Here is a 26445-nt window from a genome sequence, read left to right as displayed (position 1 = left end):
AACATGAAACAGATGAGACGTCGGGCGTTCAACGCCGCCCTTGCCTTGACCGCGCTCGCGGGTGCGACGATGGCAGCACCACTCGCCCATGCAGCCGGCAAGACCTATGCACTGGTGCAGATCAACCAGCAGGCCCTTTTCTTCAATCAGATCAACGAGGGCGCTCAGAAGGCCGCGGATGCCTCGGGCGATAAGCTCGTCATTTTCAATGCCAACAATGATGCCGCCGCACAAAACAGCGCCATCGAGACCTATGTCCAGCAGAAAGTCGACGGGCTGATCGTCGTGGCGATCGACGTCAACGGCATCATGCCGGCGGTCAAGCAGGCGTCTGATGCCGGCATTCCTGTTGTCGCCATCGATGCAATCTTGCCGGACGGCCCGCAGAAGTCGCAGATCGGCGTCGACAATGCCAAGGCCGGCGCCGATATCGGTGCCTACTACCTCGATTACGTCAAGAAGAACATGGGCGGCAAAGCCAAGGTCGGCATCGTCGGCGCCCTGAACTCCTATATTCAGAACGTTCGCCAGAAGGGTTTCGAGGACGCTATCAAGGGTGCCGGCATTGAAACGGCTGGCGTTGTCGACGGCCAGAATATCCAGGACAATGCCCTTTCCGCCGCTGAAAATCTCATCACCGGCAATCCGGACATGACGACGATTTATGCGACCGGCGAGCCGGCGCTGCTCGGCGCCATCGCTGCCGTTCAAAGCCAGGGCAAGCAGGATACGATCAAGGTCTTCGGCTGGGATCTGACCGCACAGGCGATCGCCGGTCTCGATCAGGGTTATGTCGTCGCTGTCGTCCAACAGGACCCGGCAGGCGAGGGCAAGGCTGCCGTCGAAGCCCTGGCGAAACTCAACGCCGGCCAGAGCGTTGAAAAGAGCATCTCCGTACCGATCACGATCGTGACGAAGCAGAACGTCGACCCATACCGGGCCGTTTTCAAATGATGATGGAAAACCGGCCTGTTTATGCCGGAGCCGGGGAGGCGCAAGCCTCCCGGCATTCCTCCGGCTCGTCCGCCGTGACGCCAGCTGTATCTCTGCGCGGCATCCGCAAGACCTTCGGCTCGCATCAGGCGCTGCGTGGCGTCGATCTCGATCTGTTTCCCGGCGAATGCCTTGGCCTCGTCGGCGATAACGCGGCGGGTAAGTCGACATTGACAAAAATCATCTCCGGCACCTATCTGCCGGATGAGGGCACCATCTCTTTGAATGGCGAGGAAGTCCGCTTTTCGGGGCCAGCCGATGCGCGCGATCGCCACATCGAAATGGTCTTCCAGGATCTTAGCCTCTGCGATCACGTCGACGTCGTCGGCAATCTCTTTCTCGGACGCGAGATCACCAGAGGCCCGTTCCTCGATCATCAGAGGATGTTGAGCGAGGCGCGCAGGATGCTCGATGCGCTTGAGATCCGCATTCCGCGTCTCTCGGCCAAGGTCGAGAAGTTGTCGGGAGGCCAGCGCCAGGCGATCGCGATCGCGCGAGCTGCTTCGTTCAGCCCCAGGGTGCTGATCATGGATGAACCGACATCGGCGCTTGCCGTCGCCGAAGTGGAGGCCGTCCTGTCGCTCATCAACCGGGTCAAGGCAAGCGGCGTGTCCGTCGTTCTCATCACCCATCGCCTGCAGGATCTGTTCAGGGTCTGCGACCGGATCGCCGTCATGTACGAAGGCACCAAGGTTGCCGAACGCGATATCGGCAAGACCAATCTTGAAGATCTCGTCAAGCTCATCGTCGGGGGAGAAAGACATTGACCGTCTACACCGAACGCAGCAAGGGCTCGCCGATATCGGATTTCCTGGGCGAAAACGCGCAGGTCCTGTCGATCGCCTTCTTTTTCCTGGCATGCCTCGTCTTCTTTTCACTGACGACAACCACTTTCATGACGATGGGTAACATCCTCAATATCGTGCGCCAGGCCGCTCCCATCCTCGTCGTGGCGATTGCGATGACACTGGTGATCGTAACCGGTGGCATCGATCTCTCTGTCGGCTCGATGCTGGCTCTCATTAATGCTGTCGCCGCCATCACATTGGCGACAGGCATACCCTGGCCGATCGTGTCGATTGGCATGCTCGCCTTCGGCGGGATCATTGGCCTGTTGCAGGGTTGGTTTATCGCCTACCAGAACATTCCTGCCTTCATTGTTACCCTTGCCGGTCTCTCCATATTGCGCGGCGTCGCTCTTTATCTGACCCAGGGTTACTCCATTCCGATCAACAACGAGCCAGGCTTCTTCTATATGGGGCGCGGCGAGTTAGCTGGCTTCCCCGTGCCGGCACTGATCGCAATCCTCATCGCGATTGCCGGCTATGTCGTCATGGCTGTCACCAAGTACGGGCGTCAGATCGTGGCTGTGGGATCGAACATGGAAGCGGCGCGCCGCGTCGGCATGCCTGCCAAATGGATCGTTGCGTCAGTCTATCTTGTCTCGGGCGTTGCATCGGCACTGGCAGGTCTTCTGATTGCCGCGCGTCTCGGCTCTGGTTCGTCGAATGCGGCTGTTGGCTTCGAACTTCAGGTGATTGCCGCCGTTGTCCTTGGCGGCACGTCGCTGATGGGTGGGCGCGGCACGATGATCGGAACGGTTCTCGGCACCATGACTATCGCCGTCATCGGCAATGGTCTGATCCTGATGCACATCTCGCCCTTCTTCACGCAGATCGTTACAGGCGCAATTATCCTCGTTGCCATCTGGCTGAACACGCGCATCTTCACCACCAACTTCCGGCTGGCAGGCAGGAGGAAGAGCTGATGACGACAGATGAGCTTTCACCTGGTCATGTTCGATCCGGACAAGTGATGACCGTTGCGGGGCCGATACCGGTTTCCGACATCGGCGTCACCCTGATGCACGAGCATATTCTCAACGATTGCCGTTGCTGGTGGCACGCACCGAAGACGCCTGATCGGCAATATCTTGCCGAGAGCTTCGTCTGTATGGAGATCCTGGGTGAGCTGCGGCAGGACCCTTTCGTCAACAAGCACAACATCACGTTGGATGACGAAAAGCTTGCGGTGACGGAGCTTCAGGACTTTGCCGGGCTCGGCGGCCGCACAGTCGTCGAACCCACATGCCAGGGCATTGGCCGTGATCCCTTGGCTCTTCGCCGCATCTCCAAGGCGACGGGGCTGAACATCGTCATGGGAGCCGGCTTCTACCTCGGCTCGTCGCATCCTGAAAGGGTCGCGGGGATGTCGGCGGCTCAGATCGCCGACGAGATCGTGTCCGAGGCAACCGTCGGCGCCGACGGTACGGATGTGAAGATCGGCCTGATCGGCGAGATCGGCGTCTCTTCCGACTTCACGGCTGAGGAAGAGAAATCGCTGCGGGGCGCCACGGAAGCACATGTGCGCACCGGCCTGCCGCTGATGGTTCACCTTCCTGGCTGGTATCGTCTCGGCCACAAGGTTCTCGATATCGTGGCGTTGGAAGGCGGCAATCTCAGGCATACGGTACTTTGCCATATGAACCCGTCGCATGACGATCTCACCTATCAGTCGGAACTTGCCGCACGCGGCGCCTTCCTCGAATACGACATGATCGGCATGGACCTCTTCTATGCCGATCAGCAGGTGCAATGCCCAAGCGACGAAGAGGCAGCACGCGCGCTCGTCAAGCTCGTCGAGATGGGACATCGCGACCGCCTGCTTCTATCTCACGACGTGTTTTTGAAGATGATGCTGAAGCACTACGGGGGCAACGGCTACGCCTATGTCCTGCGTCACTTCCTGCCGCGGCTGAAGCGCCACGGGCTGGACGATGCAACGCTCGATATCTTCATGCGCGCCAATCCCAGATCGGTCTTTGAGGCCGCTGCAACTTCATAAAAAGAAATGGAAACATCATGACAAAGAAGGTTCTTCTCGTCGGCGAGAGCTGGGTCAGTTCCGCCACGCACTACAAGGGCTTCGACCAGTTCGGAAGCGTCACGTTTCACCTCGGCGCCGAGCCGCTCGTCAAGGCGCTCGCTGGCAGCCAGTATGAGCTGACCTATATGCCGGCCCATGAGGCGGTCGAACAACTGCCCTTCGATATGGCCGGACTGGATGTCTATGACGCGATCATCCTTTCCGATATCGGCGCCAATTCGCTGCTGCTTCCGCCGGCGGTCTGGTTGCATTCGAAGACGGTTCCGAACCGGCTGAAACTCTTGAAGGCGTGGGTCGAAAAGGGCGGTGGCTTGCTGATGGTCGGCGGCTATTTCTCGTTCCAGGGGATCGATGGCAAGGCGCGCTGGCGCCGCACCGCCGTCGAGGACACGCTGCCGGTCACATGCCTTCCTTATGATGATCGTGTCGAAATCCCTGAGGGAACGACACCGGTCATCGTCAAGTCGGATCACGCGACTGTTGCGGGCATTCCTGGCGAATGGCCCTTGCTACTCGGTGTTAACGAGGTCGAGGTGCGTGACCGGGACGATGTCGAAATCGTCGCCCGATTACCCGATTCCGAGGGTGGGCATCCGCTGCTGGTGACCGGCCGGTTCGGCAAGGGCAGGACTGCTGCCTGGACGTCGGATATCGGCCCACACTGGCTCTCGCCCGCCTTTTGCGAATGGGAAGGCTACGGGCGTCTTTGGAAGAACATCCTCGGTTGGCTCACCGAGGAGAAATAGCTTCATTCGCCGGCCAGGATGCGGGCGAGATCGCGGCTGCTGGGGAAGGCCGAACGCGTCCCCCGGCGGCTGACGGTGATGGCGGCGGCGGCCGTTGCATGATGGATGGCTCTCGCATCGAGCGTGGTGTCTCTCAGTGCGGCCGAGGCAAGCGCCACCGCCATGAAGGTGTCGCCTGCGCCCGTCGTATCGATGACGTCGGTCGCGAGTGCCGGGACGGTTGCCAGCACATGGCCACTGCCGGCAAGGATCGCACCATTGCCGCCGAGGGTCAGGACGATCTGGGCCACGCCGGCTTCGGCGAGCCGATGAATGGCGGTCTCGCCAAACGATCCGGTGAGGCTTTCGGCTTCGCCCTTATTGAGAAAGGCGATGTCGATGAAAGACCAAAGCTCGGCGAAGTAGGGCCGCAGCGGGGAGGGGTTGAAGGCGGTCGTCAGGTCACGCTGTCTGGCTTCGGCGAGAATGCCGCGGGTAACGCTTTCGCTGAGATTGCCCTGCAGCACCACGAGGTCGCCGGCCGCGGCGTCCTTGAGCGGCGCAAGCGCCTCGGCAAGCGTCATGGCCTCGGCGGAGGCCGTCGTCGTCACGATGGCGTTTTCGCCGTCGGGCGTCGTGAAGATAATGGAGAAGTCGCTGGAACGGTCTGGATGTCCCAAGAGACATGCGTCGACCGGCTCTGCGGCAAGCTGAGAGCGGATCGTCTGGGCGCGAAAATCCTCGCCGACGGCCGTGACCAGCGTCGTGGCAAGGCCGGTTCGGCCCATCACGACCGCCTGATTGGCACCCTTGCCGCCAAGGTCGCGGGTTTCTTCCCGGCCGAGGATCGAGGCGCCGGCTTCGGGCATGGACAAGACAGATATGGTTTCGTCGACGGCGACGTTACCGATGACATAGGCACGCATGGCACACCTTCAGAAAGGAACGAGAAATGCAGCAAATATCGGATAGGGCTTCAAGCGCCATACGGGAAATTTTCGGTACTGACAAGGCGCTGATCGGTATGATCCATTGCCCGCCTTTCCCTGGTGCTCCGCGCTATCGTGGTGCGGTGATGGATAAAATTTACGACGCATGTATTCGCGACGCCGAAGCGCTCGTCAAGGGTGGTATTCATGGCCTGATCATCGAAAATCATGGAGACATCCCCTTTTCGAAGCCCGAGGATATCGGCCATGAAACCGCAGCCTTCATGTCGGTTGTGACTGACCGTATCGCTCGATCCGTCGACGTGCCGCTTGGCATCAATGTCCTTGCCAACGCGCCCATTCCGGCCTTCGCAATCGCCATGGCCGGCAATGCGCGCTTCATCCGCGTCAATCAATGGGCGAACGCCTATGTCGCCAATGAGGGCTTCATGGAGGGACGTGCCGCCGAGGCGATGCGCTACCGTTCGCTGCTGCGCGCCGAGCACATCAGGGTCTTTGCCGACAGCCACGTCAAGCATGGCGCGCACGCGATTACCGCCGACCGGACAATCGACGAGCTGACGCGGGATCTCGCCTTCTTCGACGCCGACGTCGTGATCGCCACCGGCCAGAGGACCGGTAACAGCGCGACGATCGAGGAGATCGAGGAGATCGGTGCCGCCACCCATCTGCCGCTGCTCGTCGGTTCCGGCGTCACCAAGGACAATATCGTCGAGATCCTCAAGCGTACCAACGGCGTCATCGTCGCCTCGTCGCTGAAAGAAGATGGCGTCTGGTGGAACCCGGTGGAGCCTGCCCGTGTCTCCGCCTTCGTCGAGGCGGCAAGACCTGGCCTTGAGGCGTAACGGTCATGGCGCAAACCCTGTCCGAGCAGATGCTTGATGAAAACCGCGGCGTCTTCGAAGCGATGGTGCGCCATCGCTTCGTCGAGGATATCAAGGCCGATCGTCTCGCGAACGAAGCTTTCGAACGCTATCTCGTCTTCGAGGGTGCTTTCGTCGATACGGCGATCGCGATCTTCTCCTACGCCACCGCAAAGGCCGATACGATCGAGCAGAAGCGCTGGCTGATCGGTGTCCTCGATGCGCTCGCAAACCAGCAGATCGCCTACTTCGAAAAGACCTTTGCGGAGCGCGGTATCGATCCCACGGGATATGACACAACACGGGAAGATGTCGCAGCCTTCCGGGACGGGATGCTGTCAATTGCGCGCGATGGCGGCTTTCTCGACACGATTGCGGCGATGTTTGCCGCGGAATGGATGTACTGGACCTGGTCGAGTGAGGCGAACCGGACTGCGATCAGCGATCCCCTGCTTAAGGAATGGGTCAGGCTTCATGCCGAGCCCGAATTCGAAGCCCAGGCGCGCTGGTTGAAGACGGTGCTGGATGAGGCCGGAAGAAGCATGGATGCCGCCGAGCGCAAGCGGTTGAGCGCGATCTTCGGGCGGGCGCAGCGCCTGGAGATCGATTTTCATGAAGCGGCATATTGGTAGAGACCAGATGAGGCCGGTGCCAATGATGGTTGCGAGGCGCCAACATCTTCAGCCGAATAGATGCCGGCGCTGCAGTGCCGGCATATTTGCTCAACCTTGACGTGCCTGTCTATAGTAGGTCGGGTCCGGTATGGGGACGGCCGCCATCAGGTTTCGGGTGTAGTCATCGCCGGGGTTCTCGAAAACCTGGCGGCGCGTGCCGATCTCGACGATGCGGCCGCCGCGCATGACGGCGACGTGATGCGACATTTTCTCGATGACGGCCATGTCATGTGAGATGAAGAGATAGGCAAGCCCCATCTGCTCCTGCAACTCAAGCATCAGATCCAGAACACGGGCGCGTACGGAAACGTCGAGCGCGGCAACGCTTTCGTCTGCGACGATGAGCTTCGGTTCGAGTGCCAGCGCCCGCGCGATGCAGATGCGCTGGCGCTGGCCGCCGGAGAATTCGTGAGGATAGCGGGTGGCGGCATCCGGCGTGAGCCCGACGCGCTTCAGCAGGGCAGCGATGCGATCCTTGCGTTCCGATGCATTGCCGACCTTATGGATCACCAAAGGCTCGGCAATGGCCGAGCCGACGCTCATGCGCGGATCGAGCGAGGCATAGGGGTCCTGGAAAATCATCTGTGCGGCGCGGCGCGTCGGCTGCATTTTTGTCGGCGAGAGCCCTTGGACTTCGCGGCCCTCGATCTTCACACTGCCATCGAAGGCGATAAGGTTGAGGACGGCCTTGCCGGTCGTGGACTTGCCGGAGCCGCTTTCACCCACCAAACCGAGCGTCTGTCCGGCCTTGATGGTGAAGGAGACGTCGTTGACGGTCGGGGCGCTGCCCGCACCCTTGCCGAAGAAGCCCCTCTTCGCACCATATGTCACGCTCAGCTTTTGAACATCGAGGATAGCGGCGGAAGGTGCCGACTTCCTTGGCGCATCCGAGACACGCGGCGGCTCATCCGTGCCGGCATGGGCGCCGAGACGCGGCACGGCGGCCAGCAACTCACGCGTATAGGGCTGGCTCGGTGTGCCGAAAATGGCGACGGCATCGCCCTCTTCGACGATGCGGCCGCGCTGCATGATCGCGACGCGATCGGCCATTTCCGCCACCACGCCCATGTCATGGGTGATGAGCAGGATCGAGGTATTGAATTCGTTGCGAAGCTCGCGCATCAGCGTCAGGATCTGTGCCTGAACGGTAACGTCAAGCGCGGTGGTCGGCTCGTCGGCGATCAGCACTTTCGGGCGGCACGACAGAGCCATCGCAATCATCACGCGCTGGCGCATGCCGCCGGAAAGCTCATGCGGATATTGCGTCAAACGCTTGGTGGCATCGCTGATCTGAACCGCATCGAGCATTGATTTTGCGGTGTGCCGAGCATTGTCGGCGGTGTCAGCCTGATGCTCGCGAATGGCCTCGACAAGCTGGTCGCCGATCGTCATCACCGGATTGAGCGATGTCATAGGCTCCTGGAAGATCATCGCTACTTCGCCGCCGCGGATCTGGCGAAGCGCGCGATGGGGAATGCCGAGAATGTTGCGGCCTTCCAGTTGGATTTCGCCCGATGCGACCTTGAGCGAGGTCTTTGGAAGCAATCCCATGATCGACAGCGACGTCACTGACTTTCCCGATCCGGATTCGCCGGCAAGACAAAGCGTCTTGCCGGGTTCGAGATCGAAGCTCACATCGTCGAGAATGCGCTTCAACCCTTCCGGAGTTCTCGCATCGACGGTGAGGTTGCGGACGGAGAGAACCGCCGGACGGCCGCTTTGACTGTTCACGCGAAGACGATCCTTGGGAAGTAGAAGGAGACGACCCAGTTGGGCATGTCGACGATTTCGCTGATCCTGAGGTCGCCGCAAACCGAGCAGAGCATGTAGGCGTCGACTGGATTGAGGCCATGTTCGGCCGTAAGAAGGTCGATCATGCGCATGACGGCTTCGCGCGCGCCGGTCATCAGATCCGGGCCGATGCCGGTGGTCACTTCGTAGCCGGCTCCGTCGAGATGTCTGGTGACGGGCTCGGTGGTCGTGAAGCGCGGGGTCTTGAGATTGGCGCCCTTGACGAGATCGAGCGTCAATTCGACGTTCATCTGGCTTTCGATCGCTGTGCCGCAGACTTCGCCGTCGCCCTGAGCGGCATGCGTATCCCCGACCGAGAAAAGAGCACCCTTCGTTTCGATTGGCAGATAGAGCGTGACGCCGGTGGTCAGGTCGCGAATGTCCATGTTGCCGCCGACCCGCCGCGGCGGCACGACGGAATGCAGTCCGGGCTCAGCCGGAGCGACGCCGATCGTTCCGGTAAAAGGCTTCAGTGGTACGCGGCCGCCAGGACCGAAAGCCGACGGCGCCATGGTGACGCTGTCGTACTTCCAGACATGCAGAGCCGGTTCCTTGAACTGATCGGCCAGCAGGCCGAAACCCGGAATATTCGCTGTCCAGCCATGACCGATCGGGTGAAACTTGCGGATGGTCACTTTCAGGGCGTCGCCGGGTTCGGCGCCCTCCACATAGACCGGCCCGGACACCGGGTTGATCTTGCCGAAATCCAGATTGGTCAAGGTTTCCAGGGTCGCATCGGCGCCGAGCTGTCCGCCGGAGGAATCCAGGCATTCGAACAGGATGGTCTCACCGGCCTTTGCCGTCAGCGCCGGTGGAAAATCCTTGTTCCAGCCGAAATTATGCTGTGCGCGATGAATCGTGTGGGTGCAGGCGATGCACATGAAAGTCTCCGGGGTCAAAACCGCTGAATGTCATCCCGCTCCCCCATATGCTGAGGGAGCGGCCTCATTGCTTGAATTTATTGCTTCACGAAGATCGCGTCGTAATTGATGACGCGGGTCGGATCGACATAGATGCTGTCGGCACCGCCCATGCGCGGCGACTTTGCCACGACGCGCCGCTCGTTGATGACGGGCACCCAGGGAGCGTCGGCCATGATGTCGGTGAAGATCTTGCCCCAAGCTGCCTGACGCTCGGCAACCTTGGCCGGGTCCGACATTGAATCGGCGGCGACTGCCCGTTCATCGAGCGCCTTGTTGCAATACCAGGACCAGTTCCAGCCGCCGGGAACAGCGCCGGCGCAGCCGAGGATCGGACCGTAGAAGTTGGACGGGTCCGGGAAATCGGCAATCCAGGCCATGCCGCCGGACCAGATCATCGGCGCTTCGCCTTCCGTGCCGCCAGCCGAGATGACATTGGCCTGTGCAAGCGCACGGACCTCGGCCTTGATGCCTATCGCGGCCAGATCCTGCTGGATCGACTGGGCGATGCGCGGCTGCGGATCGGTGTTGGTCGAATAAAGCACGGTCGAGAAGCCGTCGGGATAGCCGGCCTCGGCAAGTAATGCCTTTGCCTTCTTCACGTCATAGGCAAAACCCTGGAACGACTTGTCGTATCCCGGCATCAGCGGCGGTAGCACCTGATTTGCCGGTGTTGCGCGGCCATTCAGGATGCGGGTGATGCGATCCTTGTTGACGGCCATGTTGACGGCTTCGCGGACCTTCAGATTGTCGAAGGGCTTCACCTTGGTATTGAGCGTGATGTAGCCCGTATGCAGCTGCTCGCCGTCAACGATCATCTTCGCGCCATCAGGCGAATTCTTGATTTCCAGGAACTTGGCCGGCGGAATGCCGTCGCCGACGATATCGACCTCGCCCTTCTGCAGGCGCAGCAGCGCGACCAGCGGCTCCTGCCCAACCTCGACGGTGAAGTTGTCGATATGGGGCACGTCCTTGACGAAATAGTCCTTGTTGCGTTCGAAGACGAGCTTCTGACCGATCGTCCAGTCCTTGAGGGTGAAGGTACCGGAACCGACCGGATGCTTGCCGAAATCACCGTTGGCGGCTTCCACCGCCTCCTTCGGCACGACCGAGGCGAAGTTGATCGCCAGAACATGCAGGAAGGTCGCGTCGGGGCGGCTCAGATGAAAGACGACCGTGCCGGCGTCGGCAGCTTCGATGCCCGGCAGATTGTCGGCTTTGCCGCCTGCCATGTCGTCATAGCCCTTGATCGCGCCGAAGAAACCGGCGCCGGGGCCTTGCGTCTTCGGATTGACCGCACGCTCGATCGAATATTTGACGTCGGAGGCGACGAGTTCGCGGCCGTTGGAAAACTTCACGCCCTTGCGCAGCTTGAACGTATAGGTCTGGCCGTCAGGCGAAACGGTGAAGCTTTCGGCAAGCGACGGGACAAGCTTGGCCGTGCCGGGCTCGTAGTCCATCAGGCGGGAAAACAGGCTCTTGATCATCGACCAGTTCACCCAGTCGTAGCCGATGGCGGGGTCGAGCGTCGTGATGTCGTCCTTGTAGGTGACGATGATGTCGCCGCCTTGCGTCGGCTGATCGGCGGCATGGGCTGCCAGTGGCATGAATGCCAGCATGGCAGCGGTCGTCGTTCTCAATAACCAGCTTTTGAACATGGATCAGTTCCCCTTTTTCGTGGTTCAATGCGAGCGGATACGCGGATCGATCAGCGGCGCGATGAGATCGGCCGCCAGATTTCCGAGGATGATGGCGAGCGCGGAGGTGAGTGTGACCCCCATGATGATCGGGATGTCGACCTGCTGGATCGCCTGCCAGGCCAGTTGCCCGATGCCGGGCCAGCCGTAGACTGCTTCCACCACAACGACGCCGCCCATGAACTGGCCGATGTCGATGCCGATCATGGCGATGATGGGCAGGATGGCGTTCGGCAGCGCATGGCGCAGGATGATGCGCCGCCCGGACAGGCCCTTGGCGCGCGCCGTGCGGATGAAATCCTGGTTCAGCACGTCGATCATGGCGGAGCGGACCATGCGGGCATACCAGCCGGCGCCGAGAAGGCCGAGCGTGGCGGCCGGCAGCACAATGTTGGAGAAGCTGCCGTAGCCGCTCATCGGAAACCAGCCGAGCGTCGCCGCCAAGAGATAGAGCAGCAGCAAGGCAACGACGAATTGCGGTGCCGACACGCCAACGAAGGCTGATGCCATGACAAGTCGATCGGTCGGGCCGCCGCGATCGAGCGCTGCGATAATGCCGAGCGTGAGGCCGAGCAGGACTTCGACGAATATACCTGCAGCCATCAAGGTAATTGTTGCCGGCAGCCGCGCCAGGATCAAGGTCATCACTTGCGTCTTCTGCGCATAGGAGCGTCCGAGATCACCATGCAGCAGGCCGTTCAGATAATACAGGAACTGTGTCAGCAGCGGCTGGTCGAGCCCGAGTTCGCGGCGGATGTTCTCCACCGTCTGCGGTGTGGCGCTGCGGCCGGCAATCATGCGGGCGGGATCTGCGGGCAAGGCATAGAGCAGGATGAAGGTGATGGCCGCGACGCCGAGGAGGATGAGCGCCGATTGAACGAGACGCCTTGCAAAAACGTTCAGCATCAGCCTCTGCCTCTCTGGGTCGGATCGAGAATGTCGCGCAGGGCATCACCGACGAGGTTAAAGGCAAGCGCGGTCAGTAGAATGACGGCGCCGGGGATGAAGACGAGCCAGGGAGCTGCCTGGAAATAGCTCTGGCTTTCGAAAATGATATTGCCCCAGGACGGCTGTGGCGGCTGGACGCCAACCCCGAGAAAGGAAAGCGTCGCCTCGAGCAGAACCGTGGTTGCGATGCCGAGCGTTCCCCAGACGATGGCCGTCGGCAACAGATGCGGCAGAATATGAAGGACGACGATGCGGGCATGACCGGCGCCGAGTGCCCGTTCGGCCATGATGAAATCCCGCTCCACCAGTGCGCGGGTTTCGGTATAGACGATACGCGCCACCTGCACCCAGTTCACCAGCGCAATGACCATGGCAACGATCCAGAGGCTCGGTTTCAGGATTGCGGCGAGCACGATGGCAAGCAGTAGCGCCGGGAACGCCATCATGAGATCGGTAAAGCGCATCAATAGGCTGCCGGCCCAGCCGCGCAGATAGCCGGCCATGACGCCGACGAAGAGGCCGATGGCGACGGCAACGCCGTTGGCGACGAGGCCGATCACCAGCGATGTTCTTGCGCCGAACAGCAGCCGTGACAGCAGGTCCCGTCCCAGTGTGTCCGTGCCGAGCAGGAACTGGCCTCCCGGCGGCATGGGCGCGCCTTCGAGAGTGAGGCCATCGAACATCTGGTTGTCAGGGTCGAAGGGCGCAAGCCAAGGTGCGGCAATGGCCATGGCCACGACGGCGACGACGATGATGAGGCCGAACAACCCAGCGGGTTGCCGGCATAATTCCTTCAATACCCGCATCAGCCGACCTCGGACAATGTTTCGGAGCCGACCAGAAAGAAGGCGGCAATTTGCTCAACCGGAAGACGCCGGCGCATGGCGCAGTTTCGCAGAATGGCATAGGCGCATTCGTCGTCGATCTGACGTTCCGCTTTTAGCTTCTCGATCGCCGAAAAGACGACGGGCCTGAGCTTCAGCCGTTCCTCCAGGCGCGCGATGTGACCGGCCGTCCTGATCCGTTCCTCATGAATCGACACCGCCAGCACGAGCGCGGGAAAGACGGCGGATGCCAAAACCGGTTTGGGAATGATTGCGCCCGCGCCCTGGCGCAGAGCCCATGCGATGCGGCCGGGTGCTTCGGAACCGAGAACGGCAACGACGGGACGCAGCGGCTTGTCGTCGCTCCACGGAATCAGTTCGTCCCATCCGCGGTCGACGTCGACGATGACAAGATCCGGCAGTTCACCGACGGATATCGGCGTCCACTGGCGGGTTGCCCGCATGCCGAGAACGATGAGCTGGCGGTTCAGTCTCTCGGTATTGCTGTCGTCTTCCGCAAGGATCGTGACGCGCCATCCGGCGAAATTGGGAGTGCCCTTCATGACTGCACCACGCGGAGATGCCGAACCGGCTTCTGCCTGCTCGTGATCAAATAGGGGTCAGCCGGGATGGCGGGCTCCGATGCGATGAGATCGAACCCCAGTTCCGGATTGATACGGCCGAGATAGAAGGGCAGGGCGGCATGGTTGGTTGTCGGATCGACGATCAGATTGCCGAGAACCGACGGCCAGGCGCGCGAGACGATCTCCTGCCTGACCATCATCGGATCGTCGCTGCCGCATGTCTCGATCGCGGCAATGCAAAGGGCGACCGCCGTATAGGAGCTGGCAAACATGGTGGAGACCTTGCCGGTCTCTGGCCGCCATGCTTTCAGGCGGGATTTGAAGGCGAGGTTCTCGCTGGTGTCCAGCCCGTCGAAATAGGAGAGCGCGGAAAGCTGACCGACGGCGCCGCCGGCAATATCCTGTAATTCGCACTCCGTCAGATCGCAGCTGGCAACGGGGCAGTTTTCCGGAAGGAAGGCCGGATCGCTCTTGGCAAGCTCGCCTATTGCCGCAAGGAATGCGTAGCTCGATGGACCGATAAGATTGTTGAGAATGAAGCTTGGCCTCTTCTCCGCGATGTCGGCGATGATGCGCTCGACCGATGTCTCCTCGAGCGGCAAATAGCGCTCCCCTAGGATAGTGCCGCCGGCATTGACGATCAGTTCGCGGGCAAGCCGGTTCATCTCCCAGCCCCAGACATAGTTGGCGCCGACGAGATAGGGCCTGGAACCATGGCGTGGGATCAGATGTTCGAATAACGGGATCAGATGCTGATTTGGACAGGCGCCGATGTAGATGACGTTTTCGTTGGCTTCGAAGCCTTCGTAGGGGCACATGTACCAGAGCAGGCCATCGTGTTTTTCGACAAGAGGAATGACTTCCTTGCGCGCGGCGGAGGTGATGGTGCCGACGATATGGCGGCAGCCGCTGTCGCGCATAAGGCTTCGGGCGCCTTCGAGATAGGCCGCAAGGTCCGCATGCGGGTTGAAGAAGACCAGCTCCGCCTTGTCGCCGCCATTTTGACGGTAGTCGTGCAGAGCGAATTCGGCGCCCAGGCGGGCCTCGCGTCCCAGCGAGCCGTATGGCCCGGTGGTCGAATAGAGAATGCCGATCTTCATGACGTCTTGCATCAACACCCCAAAACAAAAAATCCCACAACGCGGATCCCGGAAGCCGGGGCGTTGTGGGGCGCTATTGCCCTTCGACAAACGAAGTCATGTAAACAAGCAGAGCAGCTGACCTGCTCATATCTTGAGCGTGATTAAAATACGGTCAATTTAGGTTTGTCAAGTCGGAAGCCACGCTGTCGGGATGGGCTGTACAAGCCATGTCGACGGTGTGCCGAGCCCCGCGATGCAGGTCTTGAGCGCTGGCTTCTCATTCGTCAAAGATAGCGGCAGGCGGCTCGCGCCGCACGAACTCTGCGAGATCATAGAAGCTGTTGCGCACTCGGTTCGATATCTGTCGCGACATGACAAAATATTCTCGCAGCCGTCATGCGACTGTCACCTGATGCGCATACTCATTCGAATGGCTTTAATCAACATTCGAATGAGTTCGGTCTTTGAGTAGAAACCCTGCAATTGGATGGGAAGATCTGGCCGAAAGGCTGCGCGGTGATATCGAAGCCGGCGTCTACCCGGTCGGGAGCCTGCTTCCCAGCGAGCCTAACCTGATGGAACGTCTGGGCGGAGGACGTCATAGCGTCCGCCGCGCATTATCGGAGCTGTCGGCCCACGGGCTCATTCGCACCGAGCGCGGCAAAGGCAGCTTTGTCCAGCGCGCCGATGTCATTGACTACAAGATCTCGCTTCGGACCCGCGTGTCCCGCAACATTGGCGAGCAGGGACGCGCCTCGACCGACCAGCCCGTCAGCGAAGAAGTCGTTGCCGCGTCGACCACGGTGGCGCAGGCCTTGAACATCGAGGAGGGGGCCGCGGTTTATCGGATCGTGCGTTACGGTTTTGCCGACGATATTCCGATCAGCATCTCCACCGCCTATCACCCTGTTGACCGCTTTCCCGACATAGACAAGGCGCGACGTAGTCTGCGCCGGCTTTCCGAGATTTACGCCACGTACGGCGTGCATGACTATTTCCGACTGAAGACAGTCATTTCGACGCGTATGCCGCTAGCCGAAGTCACGCGCGTCTTACGCCTGCCGCCACAACAGCCGGTGCTGGTCACTCACAAGATCGATGCGGATACGAAAGGGGTTCCAATCGCTTATTCCGAGGTCGTTTGGGCCGGCGACCGGGTGCAATTCACCATCGACAACACGCTGGAGATCAACGATATGACGGCCGGAAACGCAGCTGACAGGCATTCGAAATGAGCGGACCCATGTCAGGTAATCCTGCTTTTCACCGTGTCACCGCTGCAATTTCGAAGGCGTGGAAGACACGCTGATGGCCGATCTGGTGATTAGGGGCCTCTGCAAGAATTTTGGCGACAAGCGCGCGGTCGACAGCGTTGATCTTAGCGTTCCGCAAGGACAGATGATTGGCGTCATCGGTCGCTCCGGCGCCGGCAAGTCGACGCTTCTGAGGATGATTAACCGACTGACCGAGCCGACCATCGGCGATGTCCTTTTCGGCAACCGCAATATCTCGACGTTGAAAGGTGCCGCACTTCGCGAGTGGCGAGCCGAATGCGGCATGATCTTTCAGCAATTCAATCTCGTGGGACGGCTGGATGTGCTGACCAATGTGCTGCTTGGCAGGGCAAGCCAGCGCGGGGTACTGCCACTCCTTTTCAAGCATTTCGGCGTGCGCGAAAGAGTGCTTGCCGTGCAGGCGCTGGATCGCCTGGACATTGCCCATGCCTGGAACCAGCGTGCGGACAGTCTTTCCGGCGGCCAGCAGCAGCGTGTTGCTATCGCCCGCACATTGCTGCAGGAGCCGAAACTCGTTCTCGCGGACGAGCCGATCGCCTCGCTCGATCCCAAGAGCGCGGCGATCGTCATGGACGCGCTGAAATCAATCAATCGCGAGGACGGGATCACCGTCCTTTGCAATCTGCATACGATCGACACGGCGCGTAGATATTGCGACCGCGTGATCGGTATGGCGAACGGTAGGATCGTCTTCGATGGTCCGGCCGCAGCCCTCGACCGCGCCGCATTGCGCCTGATCTACGCAGGCGGCGAGGAGCATGACGTCAGCGAAGCGGTGACATCCGTCGACATTGAAGCCGCGTCCGGCTGACGCTCCATTTTTGAAAACATCGCTGTTCATCGACACAGGAGTTACTGTAATGATTTCGCGCGCCCTACGCATCGCCGCGGCAGGACTTATCGGCCTGGCCGGACTGGCTTCTGCCGCATTTGCAGCCGATCCCAGCTGGAAGGCGGACGTTCCGGAAATCCGCATCGGCATTCTCGGTTCGGAAAATTCTGGTGGCGGACTGGCCGAATATAACGGCTTCAAGTCCCTGCTTGAGAAGACCTTCAACGTTCCGGTCAAACTCTATCCTTCTTCCGACTATGCCGGCATCATGAATGCCATGGCCGCGGGCCAGGTGGATATCTCGCTGCTCGGCGCTTCGAGTTATGCCGGCCTCTGGCTGGACTGCAAATGCGTCGAGCCGATGGCTGTTTCCATCGAAAAGGACGGTACGCCCGGCTATTACTCGGTGCTCTACGTCAAGGCGGATTCGCCCTATCAGAAGCTCGCGGATCTCAAGGGAAAATCGTTGGCCTTCGGCGACCCGAACTCGACCTCCGGCTATCTGATCCCGAATTTCGACCTCAAGGACCAAGGCTACGATCCCGCCAGCTTCTTCGGCTCGACGGGCTTCAGCGGCGGCCACGAGCAGAGCGTCATCGCCGTGCTCAAGGGCCAGTATGACGCAGGCGTCGGCTGGAGCTCGCAGCAGGGAGACATTGCCCAAGGCTTTACCACGGGCGTATTCCACAGCATGGTCGGCAAGGGCCTGCTCGACATGAAACAGATCCGTATTCTCTGGCAGTCCGGCCTGATCCCGAACAGCCCTTGGACGGTTCGTTCCGCGCTGCCGGAAGCCTTCCGCAAGGACTTCACCGATTTCCTGATGGCGCTGCCGAAGGAGCATCACGATATCTACGTCGCAGTCCAGGAGGGTGACGGCCTCGGTTACAAGCGTGTCGGTCGCGATTTCTTCGAAGGCATCGTCAAGATGCGCGAAGCGCAGATGCAGGCTCGTCGTAAATCGTAAGTCTGCAGGGCGCTGTTTCGATGGTTATGATTGAGATGCAAACAGCCCGCAACGGCGCCAACGGTCTCGATGCGGTCACCCGCATCGAGGCTGAATATCGTGCGCTCCTTTCGCGCCGGCGCCTGTATGGCGGTCTCGGCTGGGCGCTACTGTTATTGATGGTGCTGCTGGCAGGCCACGAGACCGAATTCTCTCTGGCGAGGCTTCTGGCGGGTATGCCGCACATCGGGGATTATGTTCAGCGGACCTTGCCCGATCTGACGGTTGCCAGATTGCTTGACGACAGCGAGACCAAGGGCTCCTTCGCCTATTGGTTTTACCGGGCGGGCGACTATGCGCGGCTGCTTCTGGATACGGCGGCGATAGCGCTGATCGGCACCGCGCTCGGCGCGGGCGCGGCCTTTCTGCTTTGCTTCGGCGCAGCGCGAAATCTTGCGCCGTTGCCAATCTTTCATTTGACCCGCCGGTTTCTCGACCTGTGCCGCAGCGTACCGGACATCGTCTTCGCGCTCTGCTTCGTCTGGGCTTATGGTGTCGGGCCGCTTGCCGGCATTCTTGCGATCGCCGTCCACACGACAGGCTCGCTCGGCAAGCTGTTTTCCGAGGCAAACGAGGCGGTCGATCCACGCCCGCTGGAGGGATTGGAAGCCGCGGGCGCGAACTGGCTCTGGAAGGTGCGTTTCGCTGTGCTGCCGCAGGTGCTGCCGACGCTGCTCTCCTACACGGTGATGCGCCTGGAGATCAACATACGCTCCGCCTCCATTATCGGACTGGTAGGGGCGGGCGGTATCGGCCAGGAACTCTATTACGTCGTCAGCTTCAATTACTATCAGGAACTGAGCGCCATGGTGATCATGATCGTCGGCGTCGTCTTCGTCGCGGATCTGCTTTCCGAGCGGCTGCGCCACGCGATCCTCGAAGGGAGCAGGGGATGAGCCAATCTCGTCGACAGACGATAGGAGCCGCGGAAATCGATGCGGCAGCGCGGCTTTGCCCCGGTGCATTTGCTGACAAATCAGCAAGGCGTCTTTTGAGAGCCGGCTTCGCGTTGCTGCTCTGCCTGGCGGTCGCTCTGCTCTTTGCGCATTATGGCTTTACGCCCGGGCGCCTCTATGGCGGGCTGGTCTCGGAAAACGGACTGCTGCTGATCCTCTCGCAGATGTTTCGGTGGCATGATGTTTCGACATGGCCGTTTGCAGCCCTGTTTGCCGCCATGCTGCAGACAGTAGCCATAGCCTTTCTCGGCACATTGGCAGCGGCGCTCATCGCCGTTCCCCTGTCATTCTTCGGAGCGCGCAACGTCGTGTTCCTGGCACCATTGCGTTTCGGGTTCCGTCGGCTGTTCGACTGCCTGCGCGGAATAGACCAGTTGATCTGGGCCGTCATTCTCGTGCGTGCGTTCGGCATGGGCCCGATGGTCGGCGTTCTGGCGATTGCGTTGTCGGATATCGGCTCTCTGGCCAAGCTCTATGCCGAAGCCATAGAAACCGCGCGCAAACAGGAGATCGAGGGCGTGAAGGCTACGGGCGCTTCCGCCCTCCTGATCGGCCGCTTCGCAATCCTGCCGCAGGTGCTGCCGCTCTTCGTTTCCCAGGCGCTGTATTTCTTTGAGTCCAACACTCGGTCGGCGACCGTTATCGGCATCGTCGGCGCGGGCGGCATCGGGCTCGAAATATCGCGCCGCATCAAGATACTGGCCTGGGATCAGGTGGCTTTCATCCTGCTGCTTATCTTTGCTACCGTCGTCCTTATAGATGCATTCTCTCAGATCGTAAGGCGACGCCTGCAAGGAGCGACGTCGAAGGAGCGTTGATGTGGAGACCGGGAGCGGAATCTGAGAGGGATGCGGTCAGGAGAAAGTTGTCACCCATTAATTATCCTCTCGAAATCAGGGCCAATACGTTCGCCAGACCAATGGAACGAGGACCAGCGCGCAGGCCGGCAGCACGATCCAGTTGATCGTTTCCCATCCAGAGCTGTGGAGCAGCGATCCGGAGAAGAACGAGGCACATGCCACTGTCCCAAAGACGAGAAAGTCGTTCGCGCCCTGAACCTTGCTCCGCTCGGCGGTCGTATGGCAGTCGCCGACCATCGATGTCGCCCCGATGAAGCCGAAGTTCCAGCCGATCCCCAGTAGGACAAGCGCCACCCAGAAATGGCCGATGTCGAAGCCGGACAGCGCGACCGCGGCGGCCGAGGCTATGAGGAGCAGCCCGACTGCGGCGACCCTTTCTTTGCCGAACCGGACCATCAGGCGGCCCGTTATGAAGGACGGCCCGTACATGGCGAGGATGTGCCACTGTATGCCGAGCGCGGCCTGGTCGATGGAATGTCCGTGTCCGACCATAGCGACGGGCGACGCCGTCATGACGAAGGTCATCAGGCCGTAGGAGACGACACCCGTGGCGATCGCCAGCAGATAGCGGGGCGATGTGAGGATTTGCATCAGCGGCCGCTCGGCAGCAGCGGCTGTTCCCTGCGCCTTCGTCACGGAGAACGCGCGAAGATTCCAAAGGACGGGGAAAGCCAGCGCGGCGAGCAGACCCTGGCTGATGAAGCTCCCGGCGAACGCCGTGCCCGGAACCGCGTCCCGGGTCCAGATGACAAGCTGCGGACCGATAACGGCTGCGACCAGGCCGCCGACCATGACACGGGCGATTGCCTTTTGCGCCTCCGAACCCGGAGCGTTGTCGGCGGCTGCGAACCTGTAACTCTGGACATAGGACGAATAAAGGCCCGCCATGCAGGTTCCGAGGCAGAAGACGACGAAGCTCGAGAGGATGATGCCTATCGCCGCGACTAGCCCGGAGATCATTCCGATCGTCGTCCCAATCAGATAGCCGTTGCGGCGGCCGAGCCGCCGCATCACATAGGCGGCCGGCAGGGTTCCAAGCGCGAGGCCAAGATTGAGAAGACTGACGGGAAGCGTGATCAGGTCGGGATCGGGCGAAAGGTGCTGGCCGACAAGACCCCCAAGTGAGATGACGATCGGTGCGTTCGCCCCGCCGAAGGCCTGGGCGACGGTCAGGATCCATGCGTTACGCTTGCCGAGACTTTGATCAAGGGGAGCGTTCTGTGCTGTGTTCATTTCAATTCAACTCTGAAGAGGATATCGGCAACTGCCTGCTTGGCGGCGACAATAGCGCCCGCGAGATATCCGGGTTCGGCAGGACTGGTCTCGCTTCCTGCCATAATGAGGCGGCCTTCCCATGTACCGGTCACCCAGTGAGGATTTCCCGGCACGGGATGATCCCCGCCGGTCCGGTCGGCAATCGTCGCGGTGAACGGGTCTGCGGCCCAGTCCTTGAGGATGGTCGCGCGCGGGGTAAGCGCTCGTGGCCCAAATAACCTTGCAAGCTGCTCGACACAGGCCTGCTTCAGCGTCTCGTCGCCGACGGACGCCCGCTGGTCGGCGCCGACGCCGAGGAAGCCGAAGACGGCAGCCTTGCCCGAATTCGTCGTCGCATCGTGGATCTCGACCATCGGACCGACCATGCTCTGTGCTGTTCCTGAAAGCCCCTCCTTACGCCAGAAGGCCTCGTCATAGATCGCGAAGAACTTCGCGTGGGGAGCCATCCAAGTCGAGGTATTACGCCACCTTGCGGCAATCACCGGATCCTGTGCCGGGGAGAAGACGACTGTCGCATCGAGCAGTCTGGGGGGAAGAGCTGCAACCACGTACTCTGCGCGGAGAAGTTCTGTGCTGCCGTCGAAGCCTTGCAGAGAAAGCTCGACAGCGTCATCCTTCAGCGCTATCGCCGCCACCTTCGTGCCGAGCCTGATCCGACTGTCAGGCAGGCGGCTTGCAAGGGCTTGCACCACGGCTCCCGTTCCACCGGAGACCCTCATGGACTGCTGGTTCTCGTCGGCGGGAGAGAACCGTTGCGGTTCTTCGCGTGACATTCGTTCGAACACCACGTCGCCGGTGCTGTGCTGGAGGAACGAATCTAGTCCGAGCTCGGCAACGAGATCGGCCATTGCAGGCTGCATCGCGGGCCAGAACCAGGACGGTCCGAGATCGAACCCGTCTGCGGATGGGGCTCCGTCATTGCCGGCGGTCAGTATCCGTCCGCCGACCCGATCGCGCGCCTCGACAAGGAGGAGGTCCACGCCGGACGCGTGCAGCGCCTGCGCAGTGTAAAGGCCAGCGAGCCCAGCACCTATCACTGCGACCTTGCATGAATTCATAATCGTTGCGCCTCCTTTGCAGGCTCATCGAACGCGCAGACGTCGTCGTGCATCAGCGGCGCAGTTTTGTACCAGACGCGCGCTCCATTCTGGCCGACCTTTGCCTTCACGGCCTGTCCCGCCGGTAGTCGTAGCCAACTCCACCGGTCGAGCGTGTCGCCGCTTTCGGTGAAAGCACCATCGACGACCAGCAGCTCAAGTCCTTCCGGATTGGGCAGTTCGACTTCTGCATCCGCTTGCCATTCCTCCAACACGACGCGCTCTCCCGATCCTTCAAAGAGGACCATCGCGGAAACAACGCCGGGGCGAGCGGTGGCAGATTTGCCTTCACCGGGACGGCGCACGACATGCTCGCGGTCGTCGGCCTTGAATTGCCAGAGCTTCACCAGAATGGTGCAGCCACGGTCGCTTCTCGGGGCGTGTCCAGTTCCCGGCGGATTGCGCACATATGTGCCGACAGGGAAGTCGCCGCTCTCGTCCTGGAAGACGCCATCCAGCACGAGGAACTCCTCGCCGCCCAAATGCTGGTGATGGGCGAAGCTGCTTTTCGGGGCGTAGCGGACGATGGACGTCGCGCGGGCCTTCTCTTCGCCGATCCTGAAGAGCATTCGACGGTCCACGCCATTGGCGGGGCTCGCAACCCAGTCGAGCTTGGCGGCTTTGACGAGGACGCGCCGATTGAGGTCTTCGTTGATCAACATATCATAGCTCCGACCTACCGCCGTCGATCACCATCTCGGCCCCCAGCATGTAGCTCGACGCAGCGCTTGCCAGAAAGAGGACAGCGTCTGCAATCTCTTCCGGGCGACCCATGCGACCTACAGGTACCTGCGCGCCGACCCGTTCGGCATAGGCGCGGAACTCCTCTTCGGTCTGACCCCTTCCCTGGTGGATGGGCGTCTCGATCGATCCGGGGCTCACGGCATTCACCCTGATCCGCCGTTCGAGAAGCTCCGCCGACATGGTCCTGGCAAAGGAGCGAACTGCCGCCTTCGACGCGGACAGGATGGCACGACCGGGCGCTCCGATCTGGTTAAGCCACGAGGTGTTCAAAATGATCGACGCGCCGTCTTGCAACAGCGGAAGCACCGCCTGCACCGTGAAGAATACGCCCTTCACGTTCGCATCCATGATCTTGTGGTACGTCGCTTCGTCGGTCGTCGCCAGTGGCGTGCCCATCGCGACGCCCGCGTTTGCGAATACGATGTCGAGCGAGCCGAAGGCGCTTTCGAGCTTCGTTCTCATGTTGGCGAGGTCGGTCAGCGACGTCACGTCTGCGTCGATCGGAAGTACGTCGCCGCCAAGTTCGACAGCAGCTTTCTCAAGCCTCTCGGTCGAGCGTCCGGTGATTGCGACGCGTGCGCCGCTGTCAAGCAGCGCGCGCGCTGCGGCGAGGCCAATCCCGCTCGATCCGCCGGTAATCAGCGCGGTCTTTCCTTCAAGAACCATTTGTCTTTCCTCGTGTTCAGTCGTCCGAACCTAGACCTCGGCGTTTGCATTCACGAGGAAAAGACGCCATATCGAGAAGAAAGAAAATCTTTGTTGTGATCGATATGAGAAACCTGACAAGACTAAAGTCGCTGCAGGCATTGGAAGCGTCGGCCAGACATGGAAGCTTCGTGGGCGCAGCCAGGGAGCTTGATGTGACGCCTCCCGCCATCGGCCAACTCGTGCGATCGCTCGAGGACTGGGTCGGCTACCCTCTGTTTAAGAGGCGTCGTTCCGGGGCCGAACGACTGACGCCGGTGGAAGAGGCACAGGAAGCTCTCGAAGACATCGCACAAGGGTTGGATCTCCTCGAATCCGGTCTTCGGAAGCTGCGCGGCCGCAAGGCCCGGTCGGTGGTCGTCGTGACCGCATCGCAGGCGCTTGTCGCCAACTGGCTCATGTCGCGTCTGGAGGAGTTCGCTTCGAAGTGTCCGAACGTCGACGTTAGGCTGGATGTCTCCGACAGAGTTATCGATCTCGCGCACGGGGAAGCGGACATCGGAATCCGATGCGGCCTCGGCACATGGAAAGGCGTGAAGTCTACCTATCTTATGGGTGAGGAAATTATCGCCGTCTGCCACAACAAGCTGGTTCCGACCGACAGGGAAGTAACGGCCGGCTGGATCGCGGAGCAGACACTGATCCATGACGGTACACCGCATCCGGTGGCGACTTTCCGACCTGGAGCGAATGGCTGGCGCGTGCTGGTGCGAACCAGACGCCCGGTGAGCGTGGACTTAAGATCAACTCCACTGCCGCCGTGATCAACGCGGCTGTCGCGGCTCGCGGTGTGGCGCTTGTCCGCAAGGCCCTGGTGGCCCAGGAGCTGGAGCTTGGTCGACTTGTCCATCTCATTCCCGACATCCGATGGCCGGTGAAATGGGCCTACTATGTCGTCGCCCCGCAGAAGGCGCTGCGGCGTCACGAGGTCATGTCTTTCCATACCTGGCTGACCGGCATTCGAGCTGTTGAGTTCAACTGCCCGGCTGAAGCGCCAGGTGCAGGCCCCACATGATTCCCGGTCCGACCGAGCCGACGTGGTCCCGGCCGGGCACGATCTTGAATTCCGTCGTCAGTTCTTCGTAATGCCGGGATGTGAGGAGGCTCTCGAAGTGCTTTGCATCTTGGACCATGTCCTGTGTGAAGCCATGACGGGTCGCGTCATACCGACGCGCCTCGTTTTCCCCGACGTAGAGATAGACGTTCGCCGGAAGGCGTTTATGCGCGGCGGCGAATTGCTTTTCGATCGCCAGGATCACATGCTTGTCATACCAGAGCGATGGACTGCCGATGATGTAAGTCCGGAACATTCCGGGGTTACTTAGAAGCATCGTTGTCGCCAGGAGGCCACCGTAGGAATGACCCCAGAATATCCGTCTGGCCGGGTCGGTATGGTAGTGCGCTTCCGCGAACGGAATGACGACGTCTCTGATGTAAGCCTGATAGGCGGCAGATCCGCCGTAAACATGGCCCGTCGAAGGCTGCGGCGTAGGCGTATAGTCGCGGCGACGACTGTCTTCGAGCGACTCGCCTTCCGCATAGCCGAGGCCGACCACGATGAGGTCCTTCTGCTCGGATTTGGCCGCGTCTCGTACGTCGCAGATATGATGCGGGAACGCGCGCGCCCCATCGGCCATCAGCAGCAGCGGGTGAAGCGCCGGGTTTGCTGAGTCGAAGCTGTCCGGAAGGCTGACGAACAGCTGATATTTTCGCCCGGAGACCGGATCTGGCAACGGGACGGAAAAAGTCTTCAGGTCGCACTGTCGCGCCGTCGACATAGCTGCGAGGCTGTGCGAGACAGCGCCCAGCAAGCAAGCCAGAAGGATGACGAGACGGATTGCGGTCCGTCGGTTGGCTGCCGCTGAAAAATCTCTGAAGTCTTGCATTCGCATGCGGTCTTCTCCGGTCGTCGGGTGATCACGGCCACTGTTCGATCAGCGCCTTAAGCCTGGCTTAAGGTGGTCACCGTCTGTCTGACTTGAAAGCGGAGACAGATACGAAATGCAAGACATCATCATCGCCCGCCGAACGCTTGTCGTCGCCGCGCTTGCAAGCGTCCTCGCGAGCTGCGCCAGCTCCGGCCCGACTTCGTCGTCGGCGGCGGCGATCGCCGCGACAGCCACGATCAGCCCCAAACCTTCTTCGCCGACGCCTGTGATGTATGCCGCGATGCCGCAGGAGCGGTTTCCAATACCGGCAGTGAAGCTCGCCCAAGTCGATCCACGCTACTGGCGGCAGGCCGTCGACTATCCGACCGACAAGAAGGTCGGGACGCTCATCGTCGATACACCCAACAAGTTCCTCTATCACGTTCTGCCCGGCGGTAGGGCGGTGCGGTATGGCATCGGCGTCGGGCGTGACGGCTTCTCGTGGTCGGGCAGGGCAACGGTTGCCTACAAGCGCGCCTGGCCGAAGTGGACGCCGCCGGACGAGATGGTGGCGCGTGATCCGCGGCTGTGGCCGGTCAGTAAGGAGAATGGCGGGATGCCGCCCGGCCTCACTAATCCCCTCGGTGCACGGGCGCTCTATATCCATCAGGGCGGTAAGGACACGCTCTACCGTCTCCATGGCACACCCGAGGCCTTCTCGATCGGCAAGGCAGTATCGTCAGGGTGCATCCGGCTGCTGAATCAGGATGTTATCGACCTCTACAACAATGTCCGGGACGGCAGCACGATCGTCGTCCTGCCCGATCCATCGAAGCGGGAGCAACATCCAAGTGCATGATCACCGTTCCC

At 60.9% G+C, this 26445-nt stretch carries 28 protein-coding genes; 15 read left to right on the top strand and 13 right to left on the bottom strand.

Translation table 11 applies throughout. The annotated features are described in order from the left end of the window. Positions 1-3 precede the first annotated feature (3 nt). Genes BJ928_RS33165 through BJ928_RS33145 form a run of 5 tightly spaced genes read left to right on the top strand, consistent with a single transcriptional unit; the run spans position 4 to position 4625 of the window. Entirely contained in the window at positions 4-954 is a 951-nt protein-coding gene (locus BJ928_RS33165) for a substrate-binding domain-containing protein (RefSeq protein ID WP_047635959.1), read from the top strand. Next, positions 954-1760 carry an ATP-binding cassette domain-containing protein gene (locus tag BJ928_RS33160; protein WP_047635995.1) on the top strand — a complete coding sequence of 269 codons (807 nt, stop codon included), beginning with the start codon at positions 954-956 and terminating at the stop codon, positions 1758-1760. The genes BJ928_RS33165 and BJ928_RS33160 overlap by 1 nt, the downstream gene beginning before the upstream one ends. After that, the gene (locus BJ928_RS33155; protein WP_047635958.1) at positions 1757-2761 is read left to right on the top strand and encodes an ABC transporter permease; all 1005 of its coding nucleotides are present in this window, start codon (positions 1757-1759) and stop codon (positions 2759-2761) included. Before BJ928_RS33160 ends, BJ928_RS33155 begins: the two co-directional genes overlap by 4 nt. After that, entirely contained in the window at positions 2761-3837 is a 1077-nt protein-coding gene (locus BJ928_RS33150) for a phosphotriesterase (RefSeq protein WP_047635957.1), read from the top strand. Before BJ928_RS33155 ends, BJ928_RS33150 begins: the two co-directional genes overlap by 1 nt. Positions 3838-3854: 17 nt before the next feature. After that, positions 3855-4625, top strand: a complete 771-nt coding sequence (locus BJ928_RS33145) for a glutamine amidotransferase (RefSeq protein WP_047635956.1) — start codon at positions 3855-3857, stop codon at positions 4623-4625. A gap of 2 nt (positions 4626-4627) precedes the next feature. Here the strand turns inward: BJ928_RS33145 and BJ928_RS33140 are convergent, their stop codons facing one another. Next, entirely contained in the window at positions 4628-5530 is a 903-nt protein-coding gene (locus tag BJ928_RS33140) for a PfkB family carbohydrate kinase (protein WP_047635955.1), read from the bottom strand. A 26-nt stretch (positions 5531-5556) separates the two neighbouring features. Here BJ928_RS33140 and BJ928_RS33135 point away from each other — a divergent pair, with 26 nt between their 5' ends. Next, entirely contained in the window at positions 5557-6399 is an 843-nt protein-coding gene (locus tag BJ928_RS33135; protein ID WP_047635954.1) for a BtpA/SgcQ family protein, read from the top strand. Between the two features lie 5 nt (positions 6400-6404). Next, the gene (locus tag BJ928_RS33130) at positions 6405-7049 is read left to right on the top strand and encodes a TenA family protein (RefSeq protein WP_047635953.1); all 645 of its coding nucleotides are present in this window, start codon (positions 6405-6407) and stop codon (positions 7047-7049) included. 90 nt (positions 7050-7139) lie between these two features. Here BJ928_RS33130 and BJ928_RS33125 read toward each other — a convergent pair whose 3' ends face one another. The 7 genes from BJ928_RS33125 to BJ928_RS33095 all read right to left on the bottom strand — a co-directional run bounded on the left by BJ928_RS33125 (position 7140) and on the right by BJ928_RS33095 (position 14967). Further along, positions 7140-8822, bottom strand: coding sequence for an ABC transporter ATP-binding protein (locus tag BJ928_RS33125; RefSeq protein ID WP_047635952.1), 1683 nt, complete (start codon positions 8820-8822; stop codon positions 7140-7142). Next, a complete protein-coding gene (locus BJ928_RS33120; protein ID WP_047635951.1) occupies positions 8819-9763 on the bottom strand; it encodes an acetamidase/formamidase family protein in 945 nt (314 codons plus the stop codon). Before BJ928_RS33120 ends, BJ928_RS33125 begins: the two co-directional genes overlap by 4 nt. A 77-nt stretch (positions 9764-9840) precedes the next feature. Then, a complete protein-coding gene (locus tag BJ928_RS33115) occupies positions 9841-11460 on the bottom strand; it encodes an ABC transporter substrate-binding protein (RefSeq protein ID WP_047635950.1) in 1620 nt (539 codons plus the stop codon). Between the two features lie 24 nt (positions 11461-11484). Continuing rightward, positions 11485-12405, bottom strand: a complete 921-nt coding sequence (locus tag BJ928_RS33110; RefSeq protein WP_047635949.1) for an ABC transporter permease — start codon at positions 12403-12405, stop codon at positions 11485-11487. Further along, entirely contained in the window at positions 12405-13253 is an 849-nt protein-coding gene (locus tag BJ928_RS33105) for an ABC transporter permease (protein WP_047635948.1), read from the bottom strand. The genes BJ928_RS33110 and BJ928_RS33105 overlap by 1 nt, the downstream gene beginning before the upstream one ends. After that, entirely contained in the window at positions 13253-13834 is a 582-nt protein-coding gene (locus BJ928_RS33100) for an ANTAR domain-containing protein (protein WP_047635947.1), read from the bottom strand. The genes BJ928_RS33105 and BJ928_RS33100 overlap by 1 nt, the downstream gene beginning before the upstream one ends. Then, positions 13831-14967, bottom strand: coding sequence for a transporter substrate-binding protein (locus tag BJ928_RS33095; RefSeq protein WP_047635946.1), 1137 nt, complete (start codon positions 14965-14967; stop codon positions 13831-13833). Before BJ928_RS33095 ends, BJ928_RS33100 begins: the two co-directional genes overlap by 4 nt. A gap of 434 nt (positions 14968-15401) precedes the next feature. Here BJ928_RS33095 and phnF point away from each other — a divergent pair, with 434 nt between their 5' ends. The 5 genes from phnF to phnE (BJ928_RS33070) all read left to right on the top strand — a co-directional run bounded on the left by phnF (position 15402) and on the right by phnE (BJ928_RS33070) (position 19844). Next, positions 15402-16172 (top strand): phosphonate metabolism transcriptional regulator PhnF, encoded by a 771-nt coding sequence (phnF, locus tag BJ928_RS33090; protein WP_052227954.1) that lies wholly within the window; start codon positions 15402-15404, stop codon positions 16170-16172. A gap of 73 nt (positions 16173-16245) precedes the next feature. Then, positions 16246-17043 carry a phosphonate ABC transporter ATP-binding protein gene (phnC, locus tag BJ928_RS33085; RefSeq protein ID WP_047635945.1) on the top strand — a complete coding sequence of 266 codons (798 nt, stop codon included), beginning with the start codon at positions 16246-16248 and terminating at the stop codon, positions 17041-17043. Positions 17044-17092: 49 nt separating this feature from the next. Then, a complete protein-coding gene (gene phnD, locus BJ928_RS33080) occupies positions 17093-18031 on the top strand; it encodes a phosphonate ABC transporter substrate-binding protein (RefSeq protein WP_047635944.1) in 939 nt (312 codons plus the stop codon). Positions 18032-18066: 35 nt separating this feature from the next. Beyond that, on the top strand, positions 18067-18966 hold the full coding sequence (gene phnE, locus BJ928_RS33075) for a phosphonate ABC transporter, permease protein PhnE (RefSeq protein ID WP_047635993.1): 900 nt from the start codon (positions 18067-18069) through the stop codon (positions 18964-18966). Further along, the gene (gene phnE, locus BJ928_RS33070) at positions 18963-19844 is read left to right on the top strand and encodes a phosphonate ABC transporter, permease protein PhnE (protein ID WP_052227953.1); all 882 of its coding nucleotides are present in this window, start codon (positions 18963-18965) and stop codon (positions 19842-19844) included. Before phnE (BJ928_RS33075) ends, phnE (BJ928_RS33070) begins: the two co-directional genes overlap by 4 nt. 75 nt (positions 19845-19919) lie before the next feature. Here the strand turns inward: phnE (BJ928_RS33070) and BJ928_RS33065 are convergent, their stop codons facing one another. The 4 genes from BJ928_RS33065 to BJ928_RS33050 are packed head-to-tail and all read right to left on the bottom strand — an operon-like array spanning position 19920 to position 23668. Further along, positions 19920-21119, bottom strand: coding sequence for an MFS transporter (locus BJ928_RS33065; protein ID WP_047635943.1), 1200 nt, complete (start codon positions 21117-21119; stop codon positions 19920-19922). After that, positions 21116-22219 (bottom strand): FAD-dependent oxidoreductase, encoded by a 1104-nt coding sequence (locus BJ928_RS33060; protein WP_047635942.1) that lies wholly within the window; start codon positions 22217-22219, stop codon positions 21116-21118. The genes BJ928_RS33065 and BJ928_RS33060 overlap by 4 nt, the downstream gene beginning before the upstream one ends. Beyond that, the gene (locus BJ928_RS33055) at positions 22216-22920 is read right to left on the bottom strand and encodes a cupin domain-containing protein (RefSeq protein WP_047635941.1); all 705 of its coding nucleotides are present in this window, start codon (positions 22918-22920) and stop codon (positions 22216-22218) included. Before BJ928_RS33055 ends, BJ928_RS33060 begins: the two co-directional genes overlap by 4 nt. A gap of 1 nt (position 22921) precedes the next feature. Further along, positions 22922-23668, bottom strand: a complete 747-nt coding sequence (locus BJ928_RS33050) for an SDR family oxidoreductase (protein WP_047635940.1) — start codon at positions 23666-23668, stop codon at positions 22922-22924. Between the two features lie 104 nt (positions 23669-23772). Between BJ928_RS33050 and BJ928_RS33045 the strand changes: the two genes are divergently transcribed. Continuing rightward, positions 23773-24471, top strand: coding sequence for a LysR family transcriptional regulator (locus BJ928_RS33045; protein ID WP_245432686.1), 699 nt, complete (start codon positions 23773-23775; stop codon positions 24469-24471). After that, on the top strand, positions 24402-24722 hold the full coding sequence (locus BJ928_RS39525) for a LysR substrate-binding domain-containing protein (RefSeq protein ID WP_245432684.1): 321 nt from the start codon (positions 24402-24404) through the stop codon (positions 24720-24722). Before BJ928_RS33045 ends, BJ928_RS39525 begins: the two co-directional genes overlap by 70 nt. Here BJ928_RS39525 and BJ928_RS33040 read toward each other — a convergent pair. After that, positions 24682-25599, bottom strand: coding sequence for an alpha/beta hydrolase-fold protein (locus BJ928_RS33040; protein ID WP_052227952.1), 918 nt, complete (start codon positions 25597-25599; stop codon positions 24682-24684). The two genes, BJ928_RS39525 and BJ928_RS33040, sit on opposite strands and share 41 nt — an antisense overlap. Positions 25600-25708: 109 nt before the next feature. Between BJ928_RS33040 and BJ928_RS33035 the strand changes: the two genes are divergently transcribed. After that, positions 25709-26434 (top strand): L,D-transpeptidase, encoded by a 726-nt coding sequence (locus BJ928_RS33035; protein WP_047635939.1) that lies wholly within the window; start codon positions 25709-25711, stop codon positions 26432-26434. The last annotated feature ends 11 nt before the right edge of the window (positions 26435-26445 follow it).

The sequence above is a fragment of the Rhizobium sp. WW_1 genome (assembly GCF_003610155.1).
Classification (GTDB): Bacteria; Pseudomonadota; Alphaproteobacteria; order Rhizobiales; family Rhizobiaceae; genus Rhizobium; species Rhizobium tropici_A.
Note: the sequence above shows the minus strand (reverse complement) of the source record. Positions and strands in the feature narration are given on the sequence as shown.

What these genes read in the sequence shown, in the direction of transcription:
- BJ928_RS33165 (WP_047635959.1), top strand. Translation starts at nt 4, where the DNA reads ATGAAACAGATGAGACGTCGGGCGTTCAACGCCGCCCTTGCCTTGACC.
- BJ928_RS33160 (WP_047635995.1), top strand. Translation starts at nt 954, where the DNA reads ATGATGGAAAACCGGCCTGTTTATGCCGGAGCCGGGGAGGCGCAAGCC.
- BJ928_RS33150 (WP_047635957.1), top strand. Translation starts at nt 2,761, where the DNA reads ATGACGACAGATGAGCTTTCACCTGGTCATGTTCGATCCGGACAAGTG.
- BJ928_RS33145 (WP_047635956.1), top strand. Translation starts at nt 3,855, where the DNA reads ATGACAAAGAAGGTTCTTCTCGTCGGCGAGAGCTGGGTCAGTTCCGCC.
- BJ928_RS33140 (WP_047635955.1), bottom strand. Translation starts at nt 5,530, where the DNA reads ATGCGTGCCTATGTCATCGGTAACGTCGCCGTCGACGAAACCATATCT.
- BJ928_RS33135 (WP_047635954.1), top strand. Translation starts at nt 5,557, where the DNA reads ATGCAGCAAATATCGGATAGGGCTTCAAGCGCCATACGGGAAATTTTC.
- BJ928_RS33130 (WP_047635953.1), top strand. Translation starts at nt 6,405, where the DNA reads ATGGCGCAAACCCTGTCCGAGCAGATGCTTGATGAAAACCGCGGCGTC.
- BJ928_RS33120 (WP_047635951.1), bottom strand. Translation starts at nt 9,763, where the DNA reads ATGTGCATCGCCTGCACCCACACGATTCATCGCGCACAGCATAATTTC.
- BJ928_RS33115 (WP_047635950.1), bottom strand. Translation starts at nt 11,460, where the DNA reads ATGTTCAAAAGCTGGTTATTGAGAACGACGACCGCTGCCATGCTGGCA.
- BJ928_RS33110 (WP_047635949.1), bottom strand. Translation starts at nt 12,405, where the DNA reads ATGCTGAACGTTTTTGCAAGGCGTCTCGTTCAATCGGCGCTCATCCTC.
- BJ928_RS33105 (WP_047635948.1), bottom strand. Translation starts at nt 13,253, where the DNA reads ATGCGGGTATTGAAGGAATTATGCCGGCAACCCGCTGGGTTGTTCGGC.
- BJ928_RS33100 (WP_047635947.1), bottom strand. Translation starts at nt 13,834, where the DNA reads ATGAAGGGCACTCCCAATTTCGCCGGATGGCGCGTCACGATCCTTGCG.
- BJ928_RS33095 (WP_047635946.1), bottom strand. Translation starts at nt 14,967, where the DNA reads ATGCAAGACGTCATGAAGATCGGCATTCTCTATTCGACCACCGGGCCA.
- phnC (WP_047635945.1), top strand. Translation starts at nt 16,246, where the DNA reads ATGGCCGATCTGGTGATTAGGGGCCTCTGCAAGAATTTTGGCGACAAG.
- phnD (WP_047635944.1), top strand. Translation starts at nt 17,093, where the DNA reads ATGATTTCGCGCGCCCTACGCATCGCCGCGGCAGGACTTATCGGCCTG.
- phnE (WP_047635993.1), top strand. Translation starts at nt 18,067, where the DNA reads ATGCAAACAGCCCGCAACGGCGCCAACGGTCTCGATGCGGTCACCCGC.
- phnE (WP_052227953.1), top strand. Translation starts at nt 18,963, where the DNA reads ATGAGCCAATCTCGTCGACAGACGATAGGAGCCGCGGAAATCGATGCG.
- BJ928_RS33065 (WP_047635943.1), bottom strand. Translation starts at nt 21,119, where the DNA reads ATGAACACAGCACAGAACGCTCCCCTTGATCAAAGTCTCGGCAAGCGT.
- BJ928_RS33060 (WP_047635942.1), bottom strand. Translation starts at nt 22,219, where the DNA reads ATGAATTCATGCAAGGTCGCAGTGATAGGTGCTGGGCTCGCTGGCCTT.
- BJ928_RS33055 (WP_047635941.1), bottom strand. Translation starts at nt 22,920, where the DNA reads ATGTTGATCAACGAAGACCTCAATCGGCGCGTCCTCGTCAAAGCCGCC.
- BJ928_RS33050 (WP_047635940.1), bottom strand. Translation starts at nt 23,668, where the DNA reads ATGGTTCTTGAAGGAAAGACCGCGCTGATTACCGGCGGATCGAGCGGG.
- BJ928_RS33045 (WP_245432686.1), top strand. Translation starts at nt 23,773, where the DNA reads ATGAGAAACCTGACAAGACTAAAGTCGCTGCAGGCATTGGAAGCGTCG.
- BJ928_RS33040 (WP_052227952.1), bottom strand. Translation starts at nt 25,599, where the DNA reads ATGCGAATGCAAGACTTCAGAGATTTTTCAGCGGCAGCCAACCGACGG.
- BJ928_RS33035 (WP_047635939.1), top strand. Translation starts at nt 25,709, where the DNA reads ATGCAAGACATCATCATCGCCCGCCGAACGCTTGTCGTCGCCGCGCTT.